20 protein-coding genes, 1 tRNA gene and 1 pseudogene are annotated in these 20,412 nt (G+C 60.0%); 13 read left to right on the top strand and 9 right to left on the bottom strand.

Annotated features, from left to right (window positions below):
- Positions 1-443 precede the first annotated feature (443 nt).
- A pseudogene (locus tag GYA94_RS15830) lies at positions 444-650 on the top strand (DNA adenine methylase); the annotation flags it as partial.
- Between the two features lie 313 nt (positions 651-963).
- Here the strand turns inward: GYA94_RS15830 and GYA94_RS15825 are convergent.
- Together GYA94_RS15825 and GYA94_RS15820 are read right to left on the bottom strand one after the other, a co-directional pair.
- Positions 964-1,866, bottom strand: coding sequence for a hypothetical protein (locus GYA94_RS15825; RefSeq protein ID WP_161892671.1), 903 nt, complete (start codon positions 1,864-1,866; stop codon positions 964-966).
- Between the two features lie 226 nt (positions 1,867-2,092).
- On the bottom strand, positions 2,093-3,460 hold the full coding sequence (locus GYA94_RS15820) for a hypothetical protein (RefSeq protein ID WP_255326942.1): 1,368 nt from the start codon (positions 3,458-3,460) through the stop codon (positions 2,093-2,095).
- Between the two features lie 713 nt (positions 3,461-4,173).
- Here GYA94_RS15820 and GYA94_RS15815 point away from each other — a divergent pair.
- Entirely contained in the window at positions 4,174-4,362 is a 189-nt protein-coding gene (locus tag GYA94_RS15815) for a DUF1737 domain-containing protein (protein WP_054911639.1), read from the top strand.
- A gap of 24 nt (positions 4,363-4,386) precedes the next feature.
- On the opposite strand, the gene GYA94_RS15810 is transcribed toward GYA94_RS15815, so the two are convergent.
- The 5 genes from GYA94_RS15810 to GYA94_RS15790 form a co-directional block, all read right to left on the bottom strand.
- On the bottom strand, positions 4,387-4,695 hold the full coding sequence (locus GYA94_RS15810; RefSeq protein WP_161892670.1) for a chorismate mutase: 309 nt from the start codon (positions 4,693-4,695) through the stop codon (positions 4,387-4,389).
- A 188-nt stretch (positions 4,696-4,883) separates the two neighbouring features.
- Positions 4,884-5,582: an anti-sigma factor gene (locus GYA94_RS15805; RefSeq protein WP_054911637.1), complete on the bottom strand. Its 699-nt coding sequence runs from the start codon at positions 5,580-5,582 to the stop codon at positions 4,884-4,886.
- The gene (locus GYA94_RS15800; RefSeq protein ID WP_161892669.1) at positions 5,579-6,127 is read right to left on the bottom strand and encodes a sigma-70 family RNA polymerase sigma factor; all 549 of its coding nucleotides are present in this window, start codon (positions 6,125-6,127) and stop codon (positions 5,579-5,581) included. Before GYA94_RS15800 ends, GYA94_RS15805 begins: the two co-directional genes overlap by 4 nt.
- Positions 6,128-6,230: 103 nt before the next feature.
- Complete coding sequence (locus GYA94_RS15795) at positions 6,231-6,758, bottom strand: DUF3455 domain-containing protein (protein WP_009686314.1); 528 nt, start codon at positions 6,756-6,758, stop codon at positions 6,231-6,233.
- A 239-nt stretch (positions 6,759-6,997) separates the two neighbouring features.
- The gene (locus GYA94_RS15790) at positions 6,998-8,518 is read right to left on the bottom strand and encodes an NCS1 family nucleobase:cation symporter-1 (protein WP_161892668.1); all 1,521 of its coding nucleotides are present in this window, start codon (positions 8,516-8,518) and stop codon (positions 6,998-7,000) included.
- Between the two features lie 336 nt (positions 8,519-8,854).
- On the opposite strand from GYA94_RS15790, the gene GYA94_RS15785 reads away from it, so the two are divergent.
- Complete coding sequence (locus GYA94_RS15785; RefSeq protein ID WP_161892667.1) at positions 8,855-9,562, top strand: murein L,D-transpeptidase catalytic domain family protein; 708 nt, start codon at positions 8,855-8,857, stop codon at positions 9,560-9,562.
- A 27-nt stretch (positions 9,563-9,589) separates the two neighbouring features.
- Here GYA94_RS15785 and GYA94_RS15780 read toward each other — a convergent pair whose 3' ends face one another.
- Complete coding sequence (locus tag GYA94_RS15780) at positions 9,590-10,294, bottom strand: SDR family oxidoreductase (protein WP_110679272.1); 705 nt, start codon at positions 10,292-10,294, stop codon at positions 9,590-9,592.
- Between the two features lie 339 nt (positions 10,295-10,633).
- On the opposite strand from GYA94_RS15780, the gene GYA94_RS15775 reads away from it, so the two are divergent.
- The 10 genes from GYA94_RS15775 (at position 10,634) to GYA94_RS15730 (ending at position 19,495) form a co-directional block, all read left to right on the top strand.
- On the top strand, positions 10,634-11,980 hold the full coding sequence (locus GYA94_RS15775) for a glutamine synthetase family protein (RefSeq protein ID WP_161892666.1): 1,347 nt from the start codon (positions 10,634-10,636) through the stop codon (positions 11,978-11,980).
- 67 nt (positions 11,981-12,047) lie between these two features.
- Entirely contained in the window at positions 12,048-12,851 is an 804-nt protein-coding gene (locus GYA94_RS15770; protein WP_161892665.1) for a gamma-glutamyl-gamma-aminobutyrate hydrolase family protein, read from the top strand.
- Positions 12,852-12,856: 5 nt separating this feature from the next.
- A complete protein-coding gene (locus GYA94_RS15765; protein ID WP_161892664.1) occupies positions 12,857-14,215 on the top strand; it encodes an aspartate aminotransferase family protein in 1,359 nt (452 codons plus the stop codon).
- Positions 14,216-14,358: 143 nt separating this feature from the next.
- A complete protein-coding gene (locus tag GYA94_RS15760; protein ID WP_009686321.1) occupies positions 14,359-14,913 on the top strand; it encodes a helix-turn-helix domain-containing protein in 555 nt (184 codons plus the stop codon).
- Positions 14,914-14,996: 83 nt separating this feature from the next.
- Positions 14,997-15,506 carry a ProQ/FinO family protein gene (locus tag GYA94_RS15755; protein WP_161892663.1) on the top strand — a complete coding sequence of 170 codons (510 nt, stop codon included), beginning with the start codon at positions 14,997-14,999 and terminating at the stop codon, positions 15,504-15,506.
- A gap of 117 nt (positions 15,507-15,623) precedes the next feature.
- Positions 15,624-16,055 (top strand): GNAT family N-acetyltransferase, encoded by a 432-nt coding sequence (locus tag GYA94_RS15750; RefSeq protein ID WP_009686323.1) that lies wholly within the window; start codon positions 15,624-15,626, stop codon positions 16,053-16,055.
- Positions 16,056-16,294: 239 nt separating this feature from the next.
- Entirely contained in the window at positions 16,295-16,933 is a 639-nt protein-coding gene (gene gacA, locus GYA94_RS15745; protein WP_003251380.1) for a response regulator transcription factor GacA, read from the top strand.
- A gap of 5 nt (positions 16,934-16,938) precedes the next feature.
- Entirely contained in the window at positions 16,939-18,762 is a 1,824-nt protein-coding gene (uvrC, locus tag GYA94_RS15740; protein WP_161892662.1) for an excinuclease ABC subunit UvrC, read from the top strand.
- Between the two features lie 32 nt (positions 18,763-18,794).
- On the top strand, positions 18,795-19,355 hold the full coding sequence (gene pgsA / locus GYA94_RS15735; RefSeq protein ID WP_029885978.1) for a CDP-diacylglycerol--glycerol-3-phosphate 3-phosphatidyltransferase: 561 nt from the start codon (positions 18,795-18,797) through the stop codon (positions 19,353-19,355).
- A 64-nt stretch (positions 19,356-19,419) separates the two neighbouring features.
- Positions 19,420-19,495, top strand: a tRNA-Gly gene (locus GYA94_RS15730).
- 102 nt (positions 19,496-19,597) lie between these two features.
- On the opposite strand, the gene GYA94_RS15725 is transcribed toward GYA94_RS15730, so the two are convergent.
- The gene (locus GYA94_RS15725) at positions 19,598-20,113 is read right to left on the bottom strand and encodes an autoinducer binding domain-containing protein (protein WP_161892661.1); all 516 of its coding nucleotides are present in this window, start codon (positions 20,111-20,113) and stop codon (positions 19,598-19,600) included.
- Positions 20,114-20,412: the final 299 nt, after the last annotated feature.

Below are 20,412 nucleotides of genomic sequence, written 5' to 3'. Positions count from 1 at the left end.
ATGTGGTGTTTGTGGGCGGCAGCCGCAGCGAAGATCAGCGGACGCTTGGCGCTGATCTGGCCTTATACGGCGTGATTTAGGGGTGCCCGTTGAACGGCGCCACCGTATCCACGCCTCTTCAGCATTCACCGCCGGCATGATTAAGATGCGTTTGGCAGCACGCTCCGCCAACACTGCAGGTGACATACCCTGAATTGGCTGCCTCGCTTTGCTACAAGCTATAGGTAAGGCGCTAAAGTCGACTCAATCCGCTTACCCATCTCATCTATCGTAACCGGCTCAAGCACGATCGAGATGGTGGTGCGCTCAGCCACCTGTGCCTAGGTTGACTGAATGACTTTAGCCTCCGAGATCTTCGCAATCCTGGTGGTAATGATATTTTCTCCCTTGCTGGCTCAAAATGAATCTTTCGTTTTGAGAGTGCTTCGGCGCTTTCTTGAAGCCTGGCCGACTTCATGCGTCGGTGCAAGGGCAAGGTGATGATCAGCATCAATGACCACCCGGACATCCGGCGCGCCTTCGACGGCTTCCACTTCGAGTGCCTGGATATTCGTTACAGCAACACCAACCAGCGGCAGGCCAAGGCGGAGTTGACGGGCGAGCTGGTGATCATGAACTGGCAGCCTGCTTCGCTGGGGGGCTTATTTTGAGATACTCCATCAGCTCCGAGTAGCCGAATCAGTTACGGCTATGGGTCGCTGACCAGCTCGGCCAATCGCTGGCTGGCGCCGTTGTCGATCGGGATTATGAGGATAAAATTAAATATTTCTTAAGCGCGGGTTATCAACACATGCAAGTTATCACGAATACTTGCAGCATCATTATAGTATTCCAATCCAGTATTCATTATAAGGACTTTTTGCGTGACTTCATTCAGCAGCACGTCGAGCATGTCTTCGAAAACTGAATCATCGAGTAATGTCTTCACTGCCTCAATAGAAAGGAACTTCGCGTTAAGCATCCTCACGCTCTGAGGGAAAAGATATGCGCCATTTTCGCGAATCCGTTGAACCTCAAAATAGACGAAGGCGAGGACTTGAATTCTTTCACTTCACTATGAACGGTGATGGCATGCTTTCCCCTTTGCAAATGGTAGCGCTTGATTAATGCCTCACGAACAAATCGCGACTCAGAATTGAAATCGCGCACATCCACCTGGGGATTACCAGTAAACCTCAAAAGCATATTGGCAATGGAAAGGCACGGATCAATAAAATTTTTGAGGCTGTAGATGTTGATGCCGTATTCATTTTTCAAAAACCTAATGTCACCTTCTTCCGCAGGCTTAGTAGGCTCGATCATAAAAACATAGTAGCTGAGGGTAATCAGTAATAGTGCCAGTTCCTGAGGTTGATTTTCATCAAACTGCGATTGATGTAGGAAGTCTTTGAGTCGCCTAAGCTTGCTAAGCATTTCTCCAAGTTGGTTCGTTCCATCACCGTTTTCGTCGTATGCCGGTTTGGTTGTAAAAGAGCAGTGGTGCGGGCTGTTCTCTGGGAAGATCGCGCTGTACAGGCTCGAAGGTTCGCGAAACGTGAATGTGTTCTTGTGAAGGGCTACCAGCTCCTGAAGGTAGTCGGAGAAGAGCTTGCGATGGTTGATGTACCTCTCGAACGTCAAGGTGGCCATCTGAGCCTTCGTGACTTCCTGCATGTCATGATTCTGCTTGCCGAGAAAGAGAAGGGTTCCTACCGTAGCCCCAGCTCCGACGATGGTGAACACGCCGCTGAGCAACGAACCGAAGCTACTCCAAGCAGTATGGTCGCTGGAGATTGGTCCGACATTCCACCAGTACAAACCAAAGACGGTCAGCGCGAATGCACCCAGGACGACCCCAAAGGACCAGAGGATTTGCTTCAAGCTCACAGGTTGCCGCTCCATTTTTTGAGTGCTGGCATCCTACCACCACAACCAAGCGTCTTCATCAATCACCCGGAATTACAAGGCAGGTCTCAATCCATGATCGGGATGTCGTAGTAGTGAGGCGATGCCGGTGTAAACTCTACGATGTTTTTGCGGCGGCCGGCGAGAAATTGGTAGATCTTGTGATGGGTCAGAGGTTGGGTACGATCAACTATCACTGTAATGGAGGTTATGCATTTTTTTCATCTGTGCTAGGAATGGCGAAAGGGCTGTTGGCCGGGTCCCACTTATCGATCGTAAATGTAATATCATCGTCATCTTTATCATTGCCACATTCGACTTCTATCTTGCTAATCATGAGGCCGCTATGGCGATGTCTGGCGAACGGGTTCTGATGCATACCTGAGTCATCCCATCTGTGTGCTTCATTAAATTCTTCCGCAGATATTTCGCCAGAGAGAAATTTCATGAGGCCTCTTGAGGAAACTGTTATTTTATTCTGTTGCATTGAGTATGCTCCTAATTGATCATGGCCTACGCCTGCTTTTTTCAGTAATGATGCAGAGTGATAGGCTGGGCGAAGCGGTTGAGGAACATCAGGTAGGATTGTATTAAGAGCCTCTGTGAGATTGTCGATGGACTCTGTCGTCACTCGATCTGATCGAAAGGCTGGTGGTGCGCAAACAAGATCGTAGCTCATCTGGTAATTGGTTGGTAAACCAAAACGCTGGTGCTGTTCACTTATTGTACTCAGCAAAACGAAGTCTATACTGCTGTTCTGGCGCAGAAAATCTTCTGCAACTTCTCTTGACGTGAAAGTATAGTAGGATTTTCCATTTACACCATTTCTAATAAGGTCGGAGCCGCCGTCGCATGCGAAAATTATTCTAATGGCGTCATCTGGAGCGCCATTTAGTTGAGTTACTTTGCCTTTGAGCGCGCTAAATAGAGGGTTGATGGATTTTGATGTTGCTACTGTATAGCTCGTGTAACTACCGCCTCCGTTTTTCCAGTCTGGATCGTAGATTATTTTTAGGTCTATAAAGTCTTCAGTTCGCTCAAGTTTTGATTTTGCTGTACTGATTTTCTTAACGCTATGAACCCAAGGTTCAAGCTCGTTTTTTATAAAGCTATTGAGGTTAGCCTTTTCTGGTAACATCAAGCGCATCTTGCTCTTGTGAGATTCGCCCACTGTTTTCCCGCGTACTTGGATCCAGAAGCTTCCCGGTTGTAGTCCGGACTTACATGCAAGTCGAACTATTTCTTTGCTTAAAAATTTGAATGGGTTCTGAGCTTCAAGACCACTGTCTGATATTGTAGTAATGTCCCCGATGAGCGTGAGGCTGCCGCCGCTTTGTTTCTCGATCTTCCAATAAATATCAGGGCGGCGCCCGTTTGGCAGCGCTCGTTCATGCTGAAGAGATCCAACTTTGGAAAGTGCTGATAGTAACACTACCTCCCACATAGCATGAAGTCTAGATTCATCTCTAGCGTTGAGCCGGTTAACAAGTGCAGCAAGCTGAGAGAGTTCAAGGGTTTGCGACAGCGTATTGATCCGTGCTTGGATCGCTCGCCGTGAGAACACAAAATTAGTCACTCATGCCCCCGCGGGCGTTACGGAAGAGGTGCCGTGACATTAGCGGGAAGGAGGGCTATGAGGCAAGATCTATGCTGCTGCGCGCGAAGTGCCCGTAATTTTTTCTTGAATGCCCAGTGGTACGAAATTGGTACTAGGTAGAAAATAGTCGCTCTGAGTGCGTCGTATTCATTGGGTATTCAGAACAATGGGCCCAATCCATCATGGGGGCAACGCTGAAGCGGCGTGACGGCTCAGGGCGCGTGGTTTGTGGCTGGGAGCCTGATGTTGCAGTCATTTCGTTCAACGTGTTCTGTACCGGTTTCGGGGGTTCGAGGCGGTTTTACCCAGGCGTTTGGTACAAAGTACCAACCGACATACGACATGTATCAATCGTGGAAAAGGGTCGATGGCAGCACCCGCTACCCCGTCCAGTTCCGCACTGATCGCGACAAGGCGACAGTCTACCAAGAGAGCCGGGTGTTCGCCTGCAAACACGTCGCGGTGGCCTGGGCGAAGCGACGGTACGCCGAGTTGAAAGAGGCGAGGGCTATCGGGGGGCTGCCCCGGAAACGCGCCTCGACCAGGAAGGCTAAAACGCTGGCGCGATCCACCGGTAGCCAAGCCCTGTTGGCCCGCATACAGTAGAGCACCGATGATGGATGCAACGGTTACCGACTCACCAGCAGGATCAACAGCCACAACGCGCCCCGCGTGAACCAAGGAAGAAAGCGATGAGCCAACCACCCAATGATCTGCCCATCTACCGAGTGCTGACCGGCCCCGACAACGCCGCCTTCTGCCGGCGGGTCAGCGAGGCCTTGGAAATGGGGTACCAGTTACATGGCGCACCTGCCGTCACCTTCAATGGCAGCGATGTGATCGTGGCGCAGGCCGTGCTCTGGCCTCGAACCGGTGACTGATCATCGGCCGCCTTGCATGCCTCTTCAATCCCCCGAAGGTGCAGTGGCCAGCTTAGCGTGGGTGGTCAGTTCTTCATTGATGAAGGCCGCGATCATCGCCCGGTAAACCTGCTCCACCACCTCGGCTGAAGCACCGGTTTGCTCCGCCATTTCGCGAACCTTCGTTATCACCTGCTCGACCCGCGCAGGCGCACGCACGTCATCGGTCGTCTTCTTGAAGGCGGCCGCTTGCGTCACGAGTCGGCCACGTTGGGCGAGAAGCGAAACCAGGCTGCGGTCAATTGCATCGATCCCTTGGCGGACTTCTTCCAGTGAGGTGCAACGTACTTCCATTTGCGCGAGTTCCTTTTCATGAGACTGCGGTTGGTTGGGGGTATCACTTGCGCTTACCCGGGCCGGCCAGCTCTGCCGGCTACGGCAATTGAGCAAGGGCCATCATTAGACTAGCTACGGCCCATGATTCCCAGGCTTTCTGTGGCGTACGCCCGTCTCTGTTTCTCCCCGGCCGGCACGCAAACGGGTCAAATCACTTTCACCGCCCGGCCTATGAACTTGACCGGCCCCGTTGGCAGGCCGGTAGGCGAGCCGCCGGCTTTCTCCAGTGTCAGCTCGAACAACTGGTCGGCTTCCAGCGGTGGCAGGCTCTGCAGGGGGACCCGGTAGGGTTCGCCGGGTTTGACCAGGCCCAGGGATACTGGCGCCCCCCACTGCGGACCCTTGGTCCAGAACTGCAAGGCCATGCCTTCAGGGAGCGCATCCTTACCGAGCGGGAGAAGCTCGATGGTGCGGCTGTCGCTGGTCTGCACCACCCAACCCGGGGCCTGGCTGCTCGGTGCCACCAGCACCACCACGAATTGCGTCGCGGGTGGGGGCGTTGTCAGCAAGGTGAACGCCAGCACTACACTGGCCGCCAACCCGGCGGCCGTGGTTGCTTGCCACAGGCCCAGGCGTTGCCACCACTTGGCTCGCCGCTCGCTGGCCGGGTGCGCCAGCTCGTTCAGGCTGCGCTGAATACGGCCCCACAGGCGCAGGCTCGGTGGCTGCGGCGCGGCCAGCGCGGCCAGTTCCAGCAGGCGCGACTCCCAGGCATCCACAGCGGCGCGCAGGGCTGAGTCGGTACGCAGGCGCTCAGCCACTGCCGTGTGTTGCTCCGGCGGCAAGGTGCCCAATACGAACTCGCCGGCGAGGGTGTCCAGCGCTTCGTCAGTCTCCGGCTTCATTCCGGGCACTCCCGCAGTGCTTTCAGGCTGCGCTTGATCCAAGCTTTGACGGTGCCAAGGGGGGCGCCCAGCAGAGTGGCGATTTCGGCGTGGCTGCAGCCGTCCACGTAAGCATGCAGGATGCAGTGCTGCGGGCCGGGCTGCAATTGTTCGAGGCAACGGTAAATCTTTGCCGAGCCTGACCACAGGGCCAGGTCATCCAGCCTGCCCGGCAAGGTGGGCACGGCAGCCATGTCGGCATCGTCCAGCACAGTTTCGCGGCGGGTATCGCGTATCGAATTCAATGCCAGATGGCGTGTGATGCTGTAGATCCAGCCGCGGGCCGAGCCGCGCGCGGGGTCGTAGCTGGCAGCGCCAGTCCAGATGCGAATGAACGCATCGTGGACGATGTCTTCGGCCGTGGCGTTGTCACGCGCGATACGCCGGGCTACGCCCAGCAGGCGTGGCCCTTCGTGATCGTACAGCGCTTGCAGGGCTCGCCGGTCACCCTGTGCGCAGGCCTCCAGGCACTCGTGGAAGTCGAATGGGGTGACAGGCGAATTCAAGGTGTACGGCTTCCTTGTGTCTGGCGAGGTACCCCGGCCATCCAGCCGGGGGCTTGCCATCGAGCTTAGATCATCCGCTGCTGGATGTTGGCGCCGGCGCGCGTTACCTGGCTGTCCAGAACACATAGTCGGCCTGGTACTGGACGACCTGCCTGGCCCCCTTGTTCTGGGCCGTGCAGTCGCTGGTAGGGGCCACGCCGCCGCGGGTGGCCAGGCGCTGGATGTAGCTGACCCCTTGCATGGCGCCTTTACCTTCGGCCGGGTTGGCCTTGACCAGTTGATAAGGAATGGCGCCTTTGTCTGCCGGGGCCAGCGCCAACTGGTTGCCGGTGACTTTCGAGCCATCCTTCGCTTGCCAGGTGGCGGGAGGACCAAAGTAGTCGCCCACTTGTTTGCCGCTACGGTCATTGAGCACGGCCTTGGGCCCAACGAAGGTCCATTCGGTCTGGCCGGCCGCATCGGCTTTGTCGCGGCACTCATAGGTGATCTCGCCGACCCCGACGGTCTCCAGCATAACGCGATGCCCCTCGGGCACCTGGACGGCAGTGGGCACGGCGGTTTGCGCGTGGGCGGTCTGCAGCGCCAGGGCAAGGCTGCAGGCGAGCAGGCAAGCGGAGTATGTATGGCTCATGGGTAATGCTCCTGACAGGTCATTTGGCTGGGCGGTCATGCTCCACCCATCAGCAATACCCACCACGGGGTCTATTGGATGCACGGGGACAAAAAAATAGTTGCCTGCAAATGGCCGGCCGGCAGCGGGCAACCAAAGCCCGGGAGTAGGGTGGTGTCGTCTGGCGCGGTTACGTGGGTGGCCCTGCGGGCTAAGGGCCAGCATCACTGGCCCTCATCAGTCGGCTGATCGTGCCCCGGTCAGTGATGCGCGCTATCCACCGCAATGCTCTCGCCGCTCACCGCGAGGTAGCTGGCGTTGCGGTTGGCGAGGGCGTAGTGGATCAGCCCACCCAGGCCGGCGCCGAAGAACCAGGAGAACTGCGACAAGGTGTCGAAGGCTGGGACCAGCGCCAGCACGATGGCGATCAGTGCCGCCGGCACGAATGCCGCAACGGCACGCAGGTTGACGCCGCCGCTGTAGTGGTAGGCCGCCTGCCTGCTTTCGCTGTAGAGCTGCGGCAGGTTCACCCGGCTGCGGCGTACCAGGTAGTAGTCGGTGACGATGATGCCGTACAGCGGGCCGAGCAGGGCGCCCAGGCCACCGAGGAAGTACACGATCACTGAGGGGCTGTTGTAGAGGTGCCAGGGCAGGATCACGACCGCAATGGCAGCACTGAGCAAGCCTGCGCGGCGGAAATTCAGCAGGTTGGGTGCCAGGTTGGTCAGCACGTAGGCCGGGGCGACGAAGTTGGCCATGATGTTCACTGCCACGGTCACGATCAGGAAAGCCAGGCAAGCCAATACCAGGCCGGCGGTGTTGGGGATGGCCGCAACGATTTCGGTCGGGCTCTGCACCAGCTTGCCATCGATGCTGAACTGCGCACCGGCCAGTACCACCGCAATCAGGGCAAAGCCAAGCATGTTCACCGGCAGGCCCCAGAAGTTGCCTACGCTGATGGTGCGCCGGTCCGGGCAATTGCGCGTGAAGTCACAGAAGTTGAGAATCATGGTGCCGTACAGCGAGACCCACAGCGCAGCAGCGCCGAGCACTTTCAGCCACATGGCCGAACCGGTCGGGGCATTGCCGCTGGACCAGGCGATCGACAAGCCGCTGCGCCAGTACATCCAGCCGGCCAGGCTGGCGAAGGCGACCAGAATGATCGGCCCGGCCAACGACTCGAAGCGGCGCACCATTTCCATGCCGTAGGCGAAGATCGCCACCTGCACGCACCAGATGCCGAGGAAGGTGACCCAGCCCAGGCTCGACAGCCCGAGGATGCTGTTCTGGTCGTAGGCCTTGAGGTCTGGGGCCATGGCGGTGAGCAGTGCACGCAGCACCACCGAAGCCAGGTAGGTCTGGATGCCGAACCAGGCAATGGCGATCACCGCGCGGATCAGTGCCGGAATCTGGGCACCATGGATGCCGAAGCTGATGCGGCACATGACCGGGTAGGGCAGGCCGGTTTTCTGACCCATGTAGCCGGACAGGTTCATCAAGCCGTAGATCACCAAGGCACCGAGGGCGAAGGCGGCCAGGATCTGCGCCCCGCTCATGCCCAGGGCGAACAGCCCGATGGCGAACGAGTAGTTGGCCATGTTGTGCACGTCGTTGGTCCACAGCGCGAACAGGCTGTAGCGACCCCAAGTGCGCTTGGCGGCACGGGTAGGGGCCAGGTCGGCACTGTACAGGCGCGGGCTCAATGTCACCTGGCCCGGGTCCGCCGTGGCGGTGGGGCGTGCATCAAGCTGGCTAACATCGGAACGCGAAATCGACGCCATCGGGACTCCATGATGGTTGTGTACTTTTGTTTTTGGATTTGTATACAAACAAGATTCGTACCAATCGATCAGGCGCAGGTAATTACAGCGGGTTGCCGGTCTCTAGCCGATCATTGCCTAGCGGGCGTGTATTTGAGTTGGGAATTTTGTGCACATTTCAGGTGCGCATTTGTTACCCCTTGCGCCAAGCCGAGGCGCTTGCTGTAAACAACGCAGATACACTACATGCCATTGGTCAGCAAATGATCGGCAAATGGCCTGAAAGCGAACACAGTAGCCGCATTTGGCTGCAAGCAACGGCTGGACAGGCCCGTTTTCCAACAGGGATCCGTATCGATGTTCACCTCAGTGCGCCGCGCTGTGCGGCTTGCGATGGCCATTGCCGGCCTGATCATTCTCGGTGCCTGGCACAGCGCTCAGGCGCAGTCGCTGCCCAGTGCTGCCGAGCTGCAGCGGTTGGCACCCGCCGCCAGTCTGGCGACCTTGGCCCTGGCGCTTACCGCCTATCACTGTGCGAGCCAGGGGGAAGGGGACAAATTGCTGACCGTTATCGATTATTCCAGGGCCTCGCGTGACAAGCGCTTGTGGGTGTTCGACCTGCGCGCCAGGCAGCTGTTGTTCGAAGAGTGGGTCACCCATGGCAAGAACAGCGGCGCCGATCTGCCGAACGCGTTTTCCAACGCGCCGAACAGTTACCAGTCCTCCGTCGGCCTTTATCAAACCGGCCAGGCCTACAATGGCAAGCATGGGCGCTCGTTGCGCCTGCAGGGGCTGGAGCCAGGGTTCAATGACAACAGCATGGCGCGTGCGATCGTCATGCACGCCGCAGCGTACGCCGACCCCAGCGTGGTGCCTAGCCTCGGCCGCCTCGGGCGCAGCCAGGGTTGCCCTGCCGTACGCCCGGCGATTGCCGAGAAATTGATCCACACGCTGCAACGCGGCAGCTACGTGTTCGCCTACTACCCGCAGCAGGCGTGGCTGAAGCACTCGCGTTACTTGAACGCCCAACGTTGCGTGGCAAGCCCATCGATCGCCGGCAAGTGACGAGGCGCGCTTACCTTGGCAGCAGCCTCACACGCTACGCGTCAGGCCGCCGTCGACCTTGATGTTCTGCCCGGTCATGTAGGCAGCACCCTCGCTGGCAAGGAACGCGATGGTGGCGGCAATTTCTTCGGGGGTGCCGTAACGCTTGAGCGGTACGCTGTCGCGGCGTTGCTCTGTGGCTGGCAAGCTGTCTATCCAGCCCGGCAGCACGTTGTTGATGCGCACGTTATCGGCGGCGTAGGTGTCGGCGAAGATCTTGCTGAAGGCCGCCAGCCCCGAGCGGAACACCGCGGAAGTGGGGAACAGGTCGCTCGGCTCGAATGCCCAGGCGGTAGAGATGTTGATGATCACGCCACCCTTTTGCCGCTGCATGTAGGGCGTCACCATGCGTGTCGGGCGAATGACATTGAGCAGGTAAGTGTCCATGCCTTTGTGCCAGTCCTCGTCGCTGATCTCCAGGATGGGCGCACGTGGGCCGTGCCCCGCGCTGTTGACCAGCACATCGATGCGGCCCCATTTGCCGACCACAGCGTCTACCAGGCGCTGCAGGTCTTCAACCGACTGGTTGCTACCGGTAACGCCGATGCCGCCAAGCTCCGCGGCCAGGGCCTCGCCCTTGCCCGATGAAGAAAGGATGCCCACTTTAAAGCCATCCGCGGCCAGGCGCCGAGCTGCGGCGGCACCCATGCCGCTGCCACCGGCCGTGATGATTGCAACTTTGTCTACTGTCATGCTGCCTCCCAGGTTGGCGTTCATTTGATTGCATAAGTGCTTCCACCATAGCAGCGCCCTCGGGTGGCAAGTGAGACAGTCAAGCTTCTCAGAGCCAGTAGTTAAGCTACTGGCTTGTTGCGCGTGGCAGGGGCCAAGTCGCGCAGACGCAGACCGGCGGCACGCAGATGATCTTGACGCGTGAAATTTTTAATGTATTTTTTCATGAAAAATATCTGCGAAAATTTCACGAGCGCCCAGGCTATTGAAGCCGTGCCAGAGGTTGAAGCCCTTGCAAACGCGGGCGGCATTCAAGGGCGAGTCTTCACTTGAGTTGGTTCACCTCACAAGGACAAAAACATGAGTGCCCCCTCTGCGGATTTGCTGCTTGAAGTGCGTGCGTTTCGGGCGCAGCACCCGGCCATACGTTATGTCGACCTGATTGCGCTGGACATTCCCGGGCATTTCTACGGCAAGCGCTACCCCATCGACATGCTGGAAAAGGTTGCAGCTGGGGCACCGCTGAAGCTGCCGCAGAACTGCGTGCTGCTGGGTACCCAGGGCGGCCTTTACCCCATAGGTGACTACTGCTTTGCCGACGGCGACCCGGATGCCGTACGGCGGCTGGTGCCAGGTACGCTGAAGCCGGTGCGCTGGGAAAAAGAACCAAGCGCCCAGATGCTGATCACCTCCGACGGCACCGCCAAACCGATCGAGTTCGAGCCACGGGAAGTGCTGGCCCGCGTGCTGCAGCGCCTGGCCAGGCGTGGCATACACCCGGTGGTGGCGTTCGAACTGGAGTTCTACCTGTTCGATCGCGCGCTGGACAACGGCTTGCCCCGTTACCCGCGTGACACTGCCAGCGGCGACGCAGACGACCAGCCGAACATGCACATCGAGCGCCTCTCGCGCTTTTCCTCGGTGTTGCATGAAATGGTCGATGGCGCCAATGAGCAAGGCGTGCCGGCGAACGTGATCACTGCCGAGCTGGGCCCAGGCCAGTTCGAAATCAACTTCTCGCACAGCGACGATGCCCTTGCCGCGGCTGACTGGTCGGCACTGTTCTGCCGCAGTACCCGGGGCATTGCCCTGAAGCACGGCTACCGTGCCAGCTTCATGAGCAAGCCCTACCTGGATGCGCCAGGCAGCGGCATGCACGTGCACGTCAGCCTGTACGACAACGACGGCAACAACCTGCTTGCCGCTGCCGAACAGCGCAAGCTGCGCCATGCGGTGGCGGGGTGCCTGGAACTGCTGCCGCACTGTATGCCGATTTTTGCCCCCAACCACAACGCCTACCGCCGTTACGGTGCCATGGTCAACGCCGCGAGCAAGGCCAGCTGGGGCTTCGAAGACCGTGATGCGTGCATTCGCATCCCCGAATCCGACCCGCGCAACCTGCGCATCGAGCACCGCCTGGCAGGCGCAGATGCCAACCCGTACCTGGTGCTGGCGGCCATTCTCATCGGCATGGAGTACGGCCTGGAGCGGGGCGTCGAGCCCATCGCCCCGCTGAACGACGACCGCCAGAGCGGCATCGACTTCCCCAAGGACCCGCTCAGCGGCCTGGCCGCCATGCGTCATCACCCGGTGCTGGAGCAAGGCCTGGGCAGCGAGTTCGTGATGGTCTACTGCGAAAACAAGTACCAGGAGCAACTGGACTTCATGCGCCACATCGATGCCCGCGAGTATCGCTGGTTCCTGTAGCGCCTGCGGTTCGCCCTCATCCCTTGCCAACCTAAACCACGCGCAATACCCATTGCCGGAGGACGCTATGCCACGTGTGCCCGTGATCGGCATCACCGCTTGCACCACCCTGAGCGGGCAGCATGCCACCCAGACCATTGCCGAGAAGTATGCACGTGCGGCAGCCAAGGCGGCGTGCGGCCTGCCCATCGTGATACCCAGCCTGGGCGAGCTGCTCGACAGCGCCGACATCCTCGCGGTGGTGGACGGGCTGATCTTTACCGGTTCGCCGTCCAATATCGAGCCGTTTCACTACCACGGCGCGGCCAGTGCCGAGGGCACCCAGCACGACCCGCTGCGGGACGCCACCACGTTACCGCTGATGCGCGCGGCGATCGCCGCCGGCGTGCCGGTGCTGGGCATCTGCCGTGGTTTTCAGGAAATGAACGTGGCACTGGGCGGCACCCTGCATCAGAACGTGCATGAGGCTGGCGCATTCATGGACCACCGCGAACGTGCGGGCGAGCCCATCGACAAGCAATATGGCCCGCGCCACACCATGCATGTGCAGCCAGGTGGTTTGCTCGAGCGCCTGGGCTTGCCGGCAGTGTTCGAGGTCAACTCCATCCACGGCCAGGGCATCGATGTGCTGGCGCCTGGGCTGAGGGTGGAGGCGCTGGCGCCTGACGGCCTGGTGGAGGCGATCTCGCTGGACAACGGCCAGGGCTTCAGCCTGGCCGTGCAATGGCACCCCGAGTACCAGGTCATGGACAACCCGCAGTACCTGACCCTGTTCCAGGCGTTCGGCGCGGCTTGCCGCCAGCGCTCGCTGCTGCGCCAGAACCGCAAGCAACCCCACCGCGCAGCGCGCCTGCGCGACCTGATGGAGTGAAGACAATGAGTGCACAGAATTCGCAGACCCAGGCTTGGCAAGCGCTTAGCCGCGACCACCACCTGGCGCCGTTCAGCGATGCTAAACAGTTGGCCGAGAAAGGCCCGCGCATCATCACCCAGGCCAAGGGCGTATACCTGTGGGATAGCGAGGGCAACAAGATCCTCGATGCCATGGCTGGCCTGTGGTGCGTGGCGGTCGGCTATGGCCGCGATGAGCTGGCGGAGGTCGCCAGCCAGCAAATGAAGCAGCTGCCGTACTACAACCTGTTCTTCCAGACCGCGCACCCACCGGCGCTGGAGCTGGCCAAGGCGATCGCCGACCTGGCCCCGCCAGGCATGAACCATGTGTTCTTCACCGGCTCCGGTTCCGAAGGCAATGACACCGTGCTGCGCATGGTGCGCCACTACTGGGCGCTGAAAGGCCAGCCCGACAAGAAGGTGATCATCGGCCGCATCAACGGCTACCACGGCTCTACCGTGGCAGGCGCTGCCCTGGGGGGCATGAGCGGCATGCACCAGCAGGGCGGGGTGATCCCGGATATCGTGCATATCCCGCAGCCGTACTGGTTCGGCGAGGGCGGCGACATGACCGAGGCCGACTTCGGTGTGTGGGCCGCCGAGCAGCTGGAGCGCAAGATTCTGGAGGTGGGCGAAAACAACGTCGCAGCCTTCATCGCCGAGCCGATCCAGGGTGCCGGGGGCGTGATCATTGCGCCGGACACTTACTGGCCAAAGGTCAAGCAGATCCTTGCCAAGTACGACATCCTGTTCGTGGCCGATGAAGTGATCTGCGGCTTTGGCCGTACCGGGCAGTGGTTCGGTACTGACTACTATGACCTCGAGCCCGACCTGATGACGATCGCCAAGGGCCTGACTTCGGGCTACATACCGATGGGCGGCGTGATCGTGCGTGACGAGGTGGCGCGGGTCGTCAGCGAAGGTGGCGATTTCAACCACGGCTTTACCTATTCCGGCCACCCGGTGGCCGCGGCGGTGGCGCTGGAGAACCTGCGCATCCTGCGCGACGAGCAGATCATCACGCAGGTGCAGGATAAGACTGCGCCTTACCTGCAGCAGCGCCTGCGTGAGCTGGCCGACCACCCGTTGGTCGGTGAGGTGCGTGGCCTGGGCATGCTGGGCGCGATCGAGCTGGTAAAAGACAAGGCCAGCCGCACCCGCTACCCAGGCAAAGGCGTGGGCATGATCTGCCGCCAGCACTGCTTCGACAACGGCCTGATCATGCGCGCGGTGGGCGACACCATGATCATCGCGCCGCCTTTGGTGATCAGCCTTGCCGAGATCGACGAGCTGGTGGCAAAGGCGCGCAAATGCCTCGACCTCACGTATGAGGCTGTTCGCTGAGCGGCAGGTAGCCTCAGCGGGGCTGCAAAGCGGCCCCGGTTTGCCTGGCTGGCACGCGCAAGGCCTGGAAGCATTTTGCTTTGCAGGTTGAATCCTGTACTTTTCAGGGCATTGTTTTTCCGTCCGAACGTCGCGATTCAACTATGAAAGTGCACGAAGAAATCGAAGGCCTGGCAGTACTGATTCGCGACCTGCGTAAGTTCAAGGGCCTGACCCTTGGCGAGCTGGCCCAGCGTATCGGCCGCTCGGTGGGGTTCCTGTCCCAGGTCGAGCGCGGTGTTTCGCGCCCGACCGTCGCCGACCTGACGGCCATCAGCGAAGAGCTCGGTGTGTCGACTGCCTACTTCTACAAGCTGGCCAAGCCCCGCGAGCTCGGCTGGGTTACCCGCCCGCACGAGCGCCGCACCTTGCACCTGGCCGGTGGCATCACCGATGTGCTGGCATCCCCCAGCATCAGTGGCGCCTTCTCCATGCTCGATAGCCACCTTGAACCTGGGGCGAGCAGTGGCGAGGAGTACCTGGACGACAGTTCAGAGCAGGGGTGTTTCGTGCTCGAAGGCGAATTGACCGTGTGGCTCGACGGCGGTGAGCCCGTTACCCTGCGCGCCAATGACAGTTTCCAGCTGCAGCCACATGCCAGCTTTCGTTATGCCAACCTGACCGGCAAACCAACGCGGGTGTTGTGGGTATTCAGCTGATGGAAAGATGACCTGCAAACACTGGGGTGGCTGCATGGGTTATCCTTGCACCCCGCAATCAACCACAAGCAGTGAATTGAACGATGGGTTTTGAACAACTAGCAGAGCTACGCGACCGCCTGCGGGCGGAGAAACAGCAGGTAAAGGCCGAAAGCGCGAAACAGCCAAAGCGCAAGCCGTCCCCGCAGGCGAAGCCGCGCGAACAGGATCCGGCGGTCGCTGCGATCTGGCCTTTGCAGAAGCATTTTCCCCTGGCCTTCCCGGTCAACCCGGCCCCCAAGGTGCCGCTCAAAGAAGGCATCTTCAAGGATGCCGAGCAACACCTGGAGCTGCTCGGCCTGACCCGTGAACAGCTGAAGCTGGGTATTTCCACCTGGTGCCGCGGCGCCAGGTACTGGGCCAGCATGGTCGAAAATGCACCGCGCCTGGACCTCAGTGGCCAAGCCGCGGGTACCGTGACTGCTGCACAGGCACTGCATGCCAAGCAGCAGGCTGCGCGGCACCGCAGCCAGGAACGCCGTAACCGGGCCAAGGCCAAGGCACAGGCTGCCGCCCCTGCCGCCGAGCCTGCTGCCGAGCAGCCTGAGGCCTGACCCCGCCCCTCGCCAACCTGGCGAAACTACTGATCGCCTCCGTGCATCGGTGCCTGGGGCTGCCCTACTGGACAGCCCCGGGCACAACGTCAACCGCGACCGTGAGCGTTGATTGACATGGGCCTGCAACTGATCCCTGCCACCACCAGCCACTGCACCTTCGCCCGCGACCTGACTCGCCGCGCCATGCTCCCTTATTACGGCCAATATGGTCTGCTATGGGTGGAAGACGCCTTCGACCAGGCCTGGGGCTGGCGCGAACAGTGGCTGGTGGCAGATGGCACCGCGGTGCTGGGTTACTGCAGCCTCAGCCAGGACCGCCAGGCCCTGTTCATCCGCGAGTTGCATTTGCTCCCCGAGCACCGCGGGCGCGGTGTTGGCAGTTGGGTGCTGGAGCAGTTGGCACTGTGGGCCAGGCAGCGGCAGTTGCCGCTGCTCAGGCTGATGGTGTTTCGCAGCAATCCGGCACGCCGCCTTTACCAGCGCCATGGGTTTATCGAGATGGGTGAAGACGATTGCTTCGTGCGTATGCAGCGCGCTATCGAGTGATCGCCAGGCGCTGGCGTGTCCAGCGCGAACGGCGCAGGCATCAAGGATCCATATCGACGATCAGCCGGCACGTTGCCTACCTGCTGGCGCGCTTGACGGGTCATGTTAAACCCCGGTAAACAGTATGGATTCTCACAGTTGAGCGTCGGACGTTTCTGACGGAAGTAATGCGTTAGGCCCACTGTGAAAAATTTTGTTAAGGTGGCGGGATCCAATCGCCCTGCTGATGAGGTGTGTGCTTGATTAGGGTCTTAGTCGTCGATGATCACGATCTGGTACGAACCGGTATTACGCGCATGTTGGCCGACATTGACGGCCTGCAGGTGGTGGGTGAGGGGGACTCGGGCGAGTCGGCGCTCAAGCTGGCCCGTGAGCTGAAGCCAGACGTGGTGCTGATGGACGTGAAAATGCCCGGCATCGGCGGCCTGGAAGCCACTCGCAAACTGTTGCGCAGCCACCCAGACATCAAAGTGGTTGCAGTCACCGTGTGCGAGGAAGACCCGTTCCCCACGCGCTTGCTGCAGGCCGGCGCTGCCGGTTACCTGACCAAGGGCGCAGGGCTCGATGAAATGGTCCAGGCCATCCGCCTGGCATTTGCCGGCCAGCGCTACATCAGCCCGCAGATCGCCCAGCAGCTGGCGCTCAAGCCGTTCCAGCCACAAGGCTCGCCGTTCGACGCCTTGTCCGAGCGGGAAATCCAGATCGCCCTGATGATCGTCGGTTGCCAGAAAGTGCAGATCATCTCCGACAAGTTGTGCCTCTCGCCCAAGACCGTCAATACTTACCGTTATCGGATCTTTGAAAAACTCTCGGTCACCAGCGACGTCGAATTGACCTTGCTGGCCGTTCGCCACGGTATGGTTGACGCAAGCCTGTAAACCTCATGTCCCAAGTTTTTGATGCCAGCGCATTCCTGGCGACCTGCAGTGGTCGCCCCGGCGTTTATCGGATGTTCGACGTCGACGCCCGCCTGCTGTATGTGGGCAAGGCCAAGAACCTGAAAAAGCGCCTGGCCAGCTATTTCCGCAAGACCGGCCTGGCCCCCAAGACCGCCGCGCTGGTTGCGCGCATCGCCCAGGTCGAGACCACCATCACCGCCAATGAAACCGAGGCGTTGCTGCTGGAGCAGAACCTGATCAAGGAATGGCGGCCGCCCTACAACATCCTGCTGCGCGACGATAAGTCCTACCCCTACGTGTTCTTGTCTGACGGGGAGTTTCCCCGCCTGGGTATTCATCGGGGCGCGAAAAAGGCCAAGGGCCGTTACTTCGGCCCATACCCCAGCGCCGGCGCCATACGTGAAAGCCTCAGCCTGTTGCAGAAGGCCTTTTCCGTGCGCCAGTGCGAAGACAGCTATTACGCCAACCGCACCCGGCCCTGCCTGCAGTACCAGATCAAGCGCTGCAAAGGGCCGTGCACCGACTTGGTAAGCCCTCAGGAATATGCCGAGGACGTGCGCCATTCGGTGATGTTCCTGGAAGGGCGCAGCCAGCAGTTGGGCAATGAGTTGAATGCCGAAATGGAGAAAGCCGCCATGGCACTCGATTTCGAAAAAGCCGCCGAACTGCGCGACCAGATCAGCCTGCTGCGCCGCGTGCAGGACCAGCAGTACATCGAAGGTGGCACAGGTGATGTCGATGTCATCGCTGCCTTCGTCAATCCGGGTGGCGCCTGCGTGCACCTGATCAGCGTGCGCGGTGGGCGGGTACTGGGCAGCAAGAACTTTTTCCCGCAGGTGGGCATCGAGGAAGACCTGGCCGAGGTCATGGCCGCTTTTCTTTCCCAGTACTACCTGGGCAATGCAGAGCGCGAACTGCCAGGCGAGTTGATCGTCAACGTTGTGCACGAAGACTTCACCGCCATTACCGAGGCCCTGCACACGTTGCGTGGGCGCGAGCTGACCATCAGCCACCGGGTAAGGGGCACCCGTGCCCGCTGGCAGCAACTGGCCGTGACCAACGCCGAGCAGGCGCTCAACGCCCGGCTGGCCAACCGTCAGCACATGGCGGCCCGCTTCGAGGCCCTGGCCGAGGTCCTGGGCCTGGACGAAGTGCCGCAGCGCCTGGAGTGCTACGACATCAGTCACTCCAGTGGCGAAGCCACCGTAGCCAGCTGCGTGGTGTTCGGCCCCGAGGGGCCGATCAAGTCCGACTACCGCCGCTTCAATATCGAAGGCATCACCGCTGGCGACGATTACGCCGCCATGCACCAGGCCCTGACCCGCCGCTATGGGCGTATCAAGGACGGCGAGGGCAAACTGCCCGACGTGCTGCTGGTGGACGGTGGCAAGGGCCAGCTGAACATGGCCCGCGATGTGATGCAGGAGCTGGGTTTCAGCGAACTGACCCTGTTGGGTGTCGCCAAGGGCGTCACGCGCAAGGCCGGTTTCGAAACCCTGTACCTGAACGACGTGCACCACGAATTCACCCTCAAGGGCGATTCTGCGGCCTTGCACCTGATCCAGCAGATCCGTGACGAAGCCCACCGCTTTGCCATCACCGGCCATCGCGCCCGGCGTGGCAAGGCGCGGCGGGTGTCCAGCCTGGAAGATGTTGCCGGGGTAGGGCCAAAGCGCCGCCGCGACCTGCTGAAACATTTCGGCGGCCTGCAGGAGCTCAACCGCGCCAGTATCGATGAAATTGCCAAAGCGCCCGGCATCAGCAAAAAGCTTGCCGAATCAATTTATGCCAGCCTGCATAGCGAGTAGAATGCCGGCTCAACTTGCGGCCAGTCGTACCGATGAATATTCCAAACTTGCTCACCGTTCTACGCGTCCTGCTCATCCCGTGCTTCATTCTACTGTTCTACATGCCGTACCAGTGGAGTTACATGGCCGCCAGCAGCGTGTTCGCGGTTGCCGCTGCCACCGACTGGCTGGACGGCTACCTGGCGCGTCGCCTGCAGCAAAGCACGCCGTTCGGTGCCTTCCTCGACCCGGTGGCCGACAAGCTGATGGTGGCGGTGGCCCTGGTGCTGCTGGTACAGACCCACGCGAATTTCTGGCTCACCCTGCCGGCGGCGGTGATCATCGGCCGTGAAATCGTGGTTTCGGCACTGCGCGAGTGGATGGCCGAGCTGGGCGCGCGGGCGCACGTGGCCGTGTCCAACCTGGGCAAGTGGAAAACCGCAGCGCAGATGCTGGCGCTGGTGATCCTGCTGGGCAACCCGCCAGCGGTGACCTTCTGGGTGATTCTCGGCTATGCATTGCTGTTGGTGGCGGCGGGGCTCACACTGTGGTCGATGGCGCACTATCTGCTGGCGGCCTGGCCGCACCTGCGCGAAGGTTCGGAGCAGAAGTAAAAGTTTTTTTGAATCAAGGGGTTGACGCGGTTTTTGAAATCGCTAGAATGGCACCCATCACGACGCGGGAATAGCTCAGTTGGTAGAGCACGACCTTGCCAAGGTCGGGGTCGCGAGTTCGAGTCTCGTTTCCCGCTCCAAATATGGATTTACAGGTTTCAATTGAGGTCTGTAAATCATCGAAAATAGACGCTTCGGCGTCTTTTTTCGTTTCTGTCAGCCACGAAGTTCCAAGTACATTTTCAATTACAGCGATTTCGTAGAGCTGGGTTAAAGGCCGGCCCATGTTCGCGTTCAGCCAGGCCTGCCTCCCGGGCGGCTGCCAGGTGCAGGCGCTCACCCAGCCACATGACCCACGCGGCTTTTTCGTAATGCTCGGTGATCGACAGCCTGACATGAGGGCGCAGCAGCGTCAGGCTGCTGCGGCCGCTACCGTCCTGTAGCGGCTGGATCCAGCCGTAACGCAGGCCCAGAGCATAGGCCGTCGCCCATGAGCCGGTGGCAGACTGGAATGCGTTTTCGCTCCACATCACGGGCATGTTCGAGTACTGGCGAGTGTCTGGCCGCAAGTCCAGTGCTGCCTGGACCAATTGCGTGCCCTGTGGCGGAAGGTTGCCTGCGCTGAGCTGATGGTCCTGGCTGCTGTAGGTGAAGCTGTAGAAGGCGAACGCCAGTTCTGCAGCGAGGGTAGGTAGCTGCTCGAGCAGCGCTGGCAGGTCTTGCAGGCGCTGCCAGTCAGCCGCTGTTCGGTTAATCATCGCACCTCCGTTCAAGGCAGCCCCGACGTGATCTGGATGTGTCGTATCCAGGACGAAACTAACCGTACAACGAGTATGAGCGTTAAATCCTACTCAATTGGTCAACTGTAGCGCCACAGCCGCGATCAAGCAAAGCGCCAGACTGTTGAACAGGGCACATAACGCTGAGATCGCGTAGAGGCGGTTTTTGCCTCGGAGTGTTTTGATCGGTGCCAGCGGCTTCCTCCTGCAAGCGGGTGAACTGGCTGCCTTTGTGGAAGACACGGCTCACGCGCCAATGATTCTGGGCCAATTGAAAC

The organism is Pseudomonas juntendi (assembly GCF_009932375.1).
GTDB classification, from domain to species: Bacteria; Pseudomonadota; Gammaproteobacteria; order Pseudomonadales; family Pseudomonadaceae; genus Aquipseudomonas; species Aquipseudomonas juntendi.
This window is presented reverse-complemented; position numbering and strand designations above follow the sequence as displayed.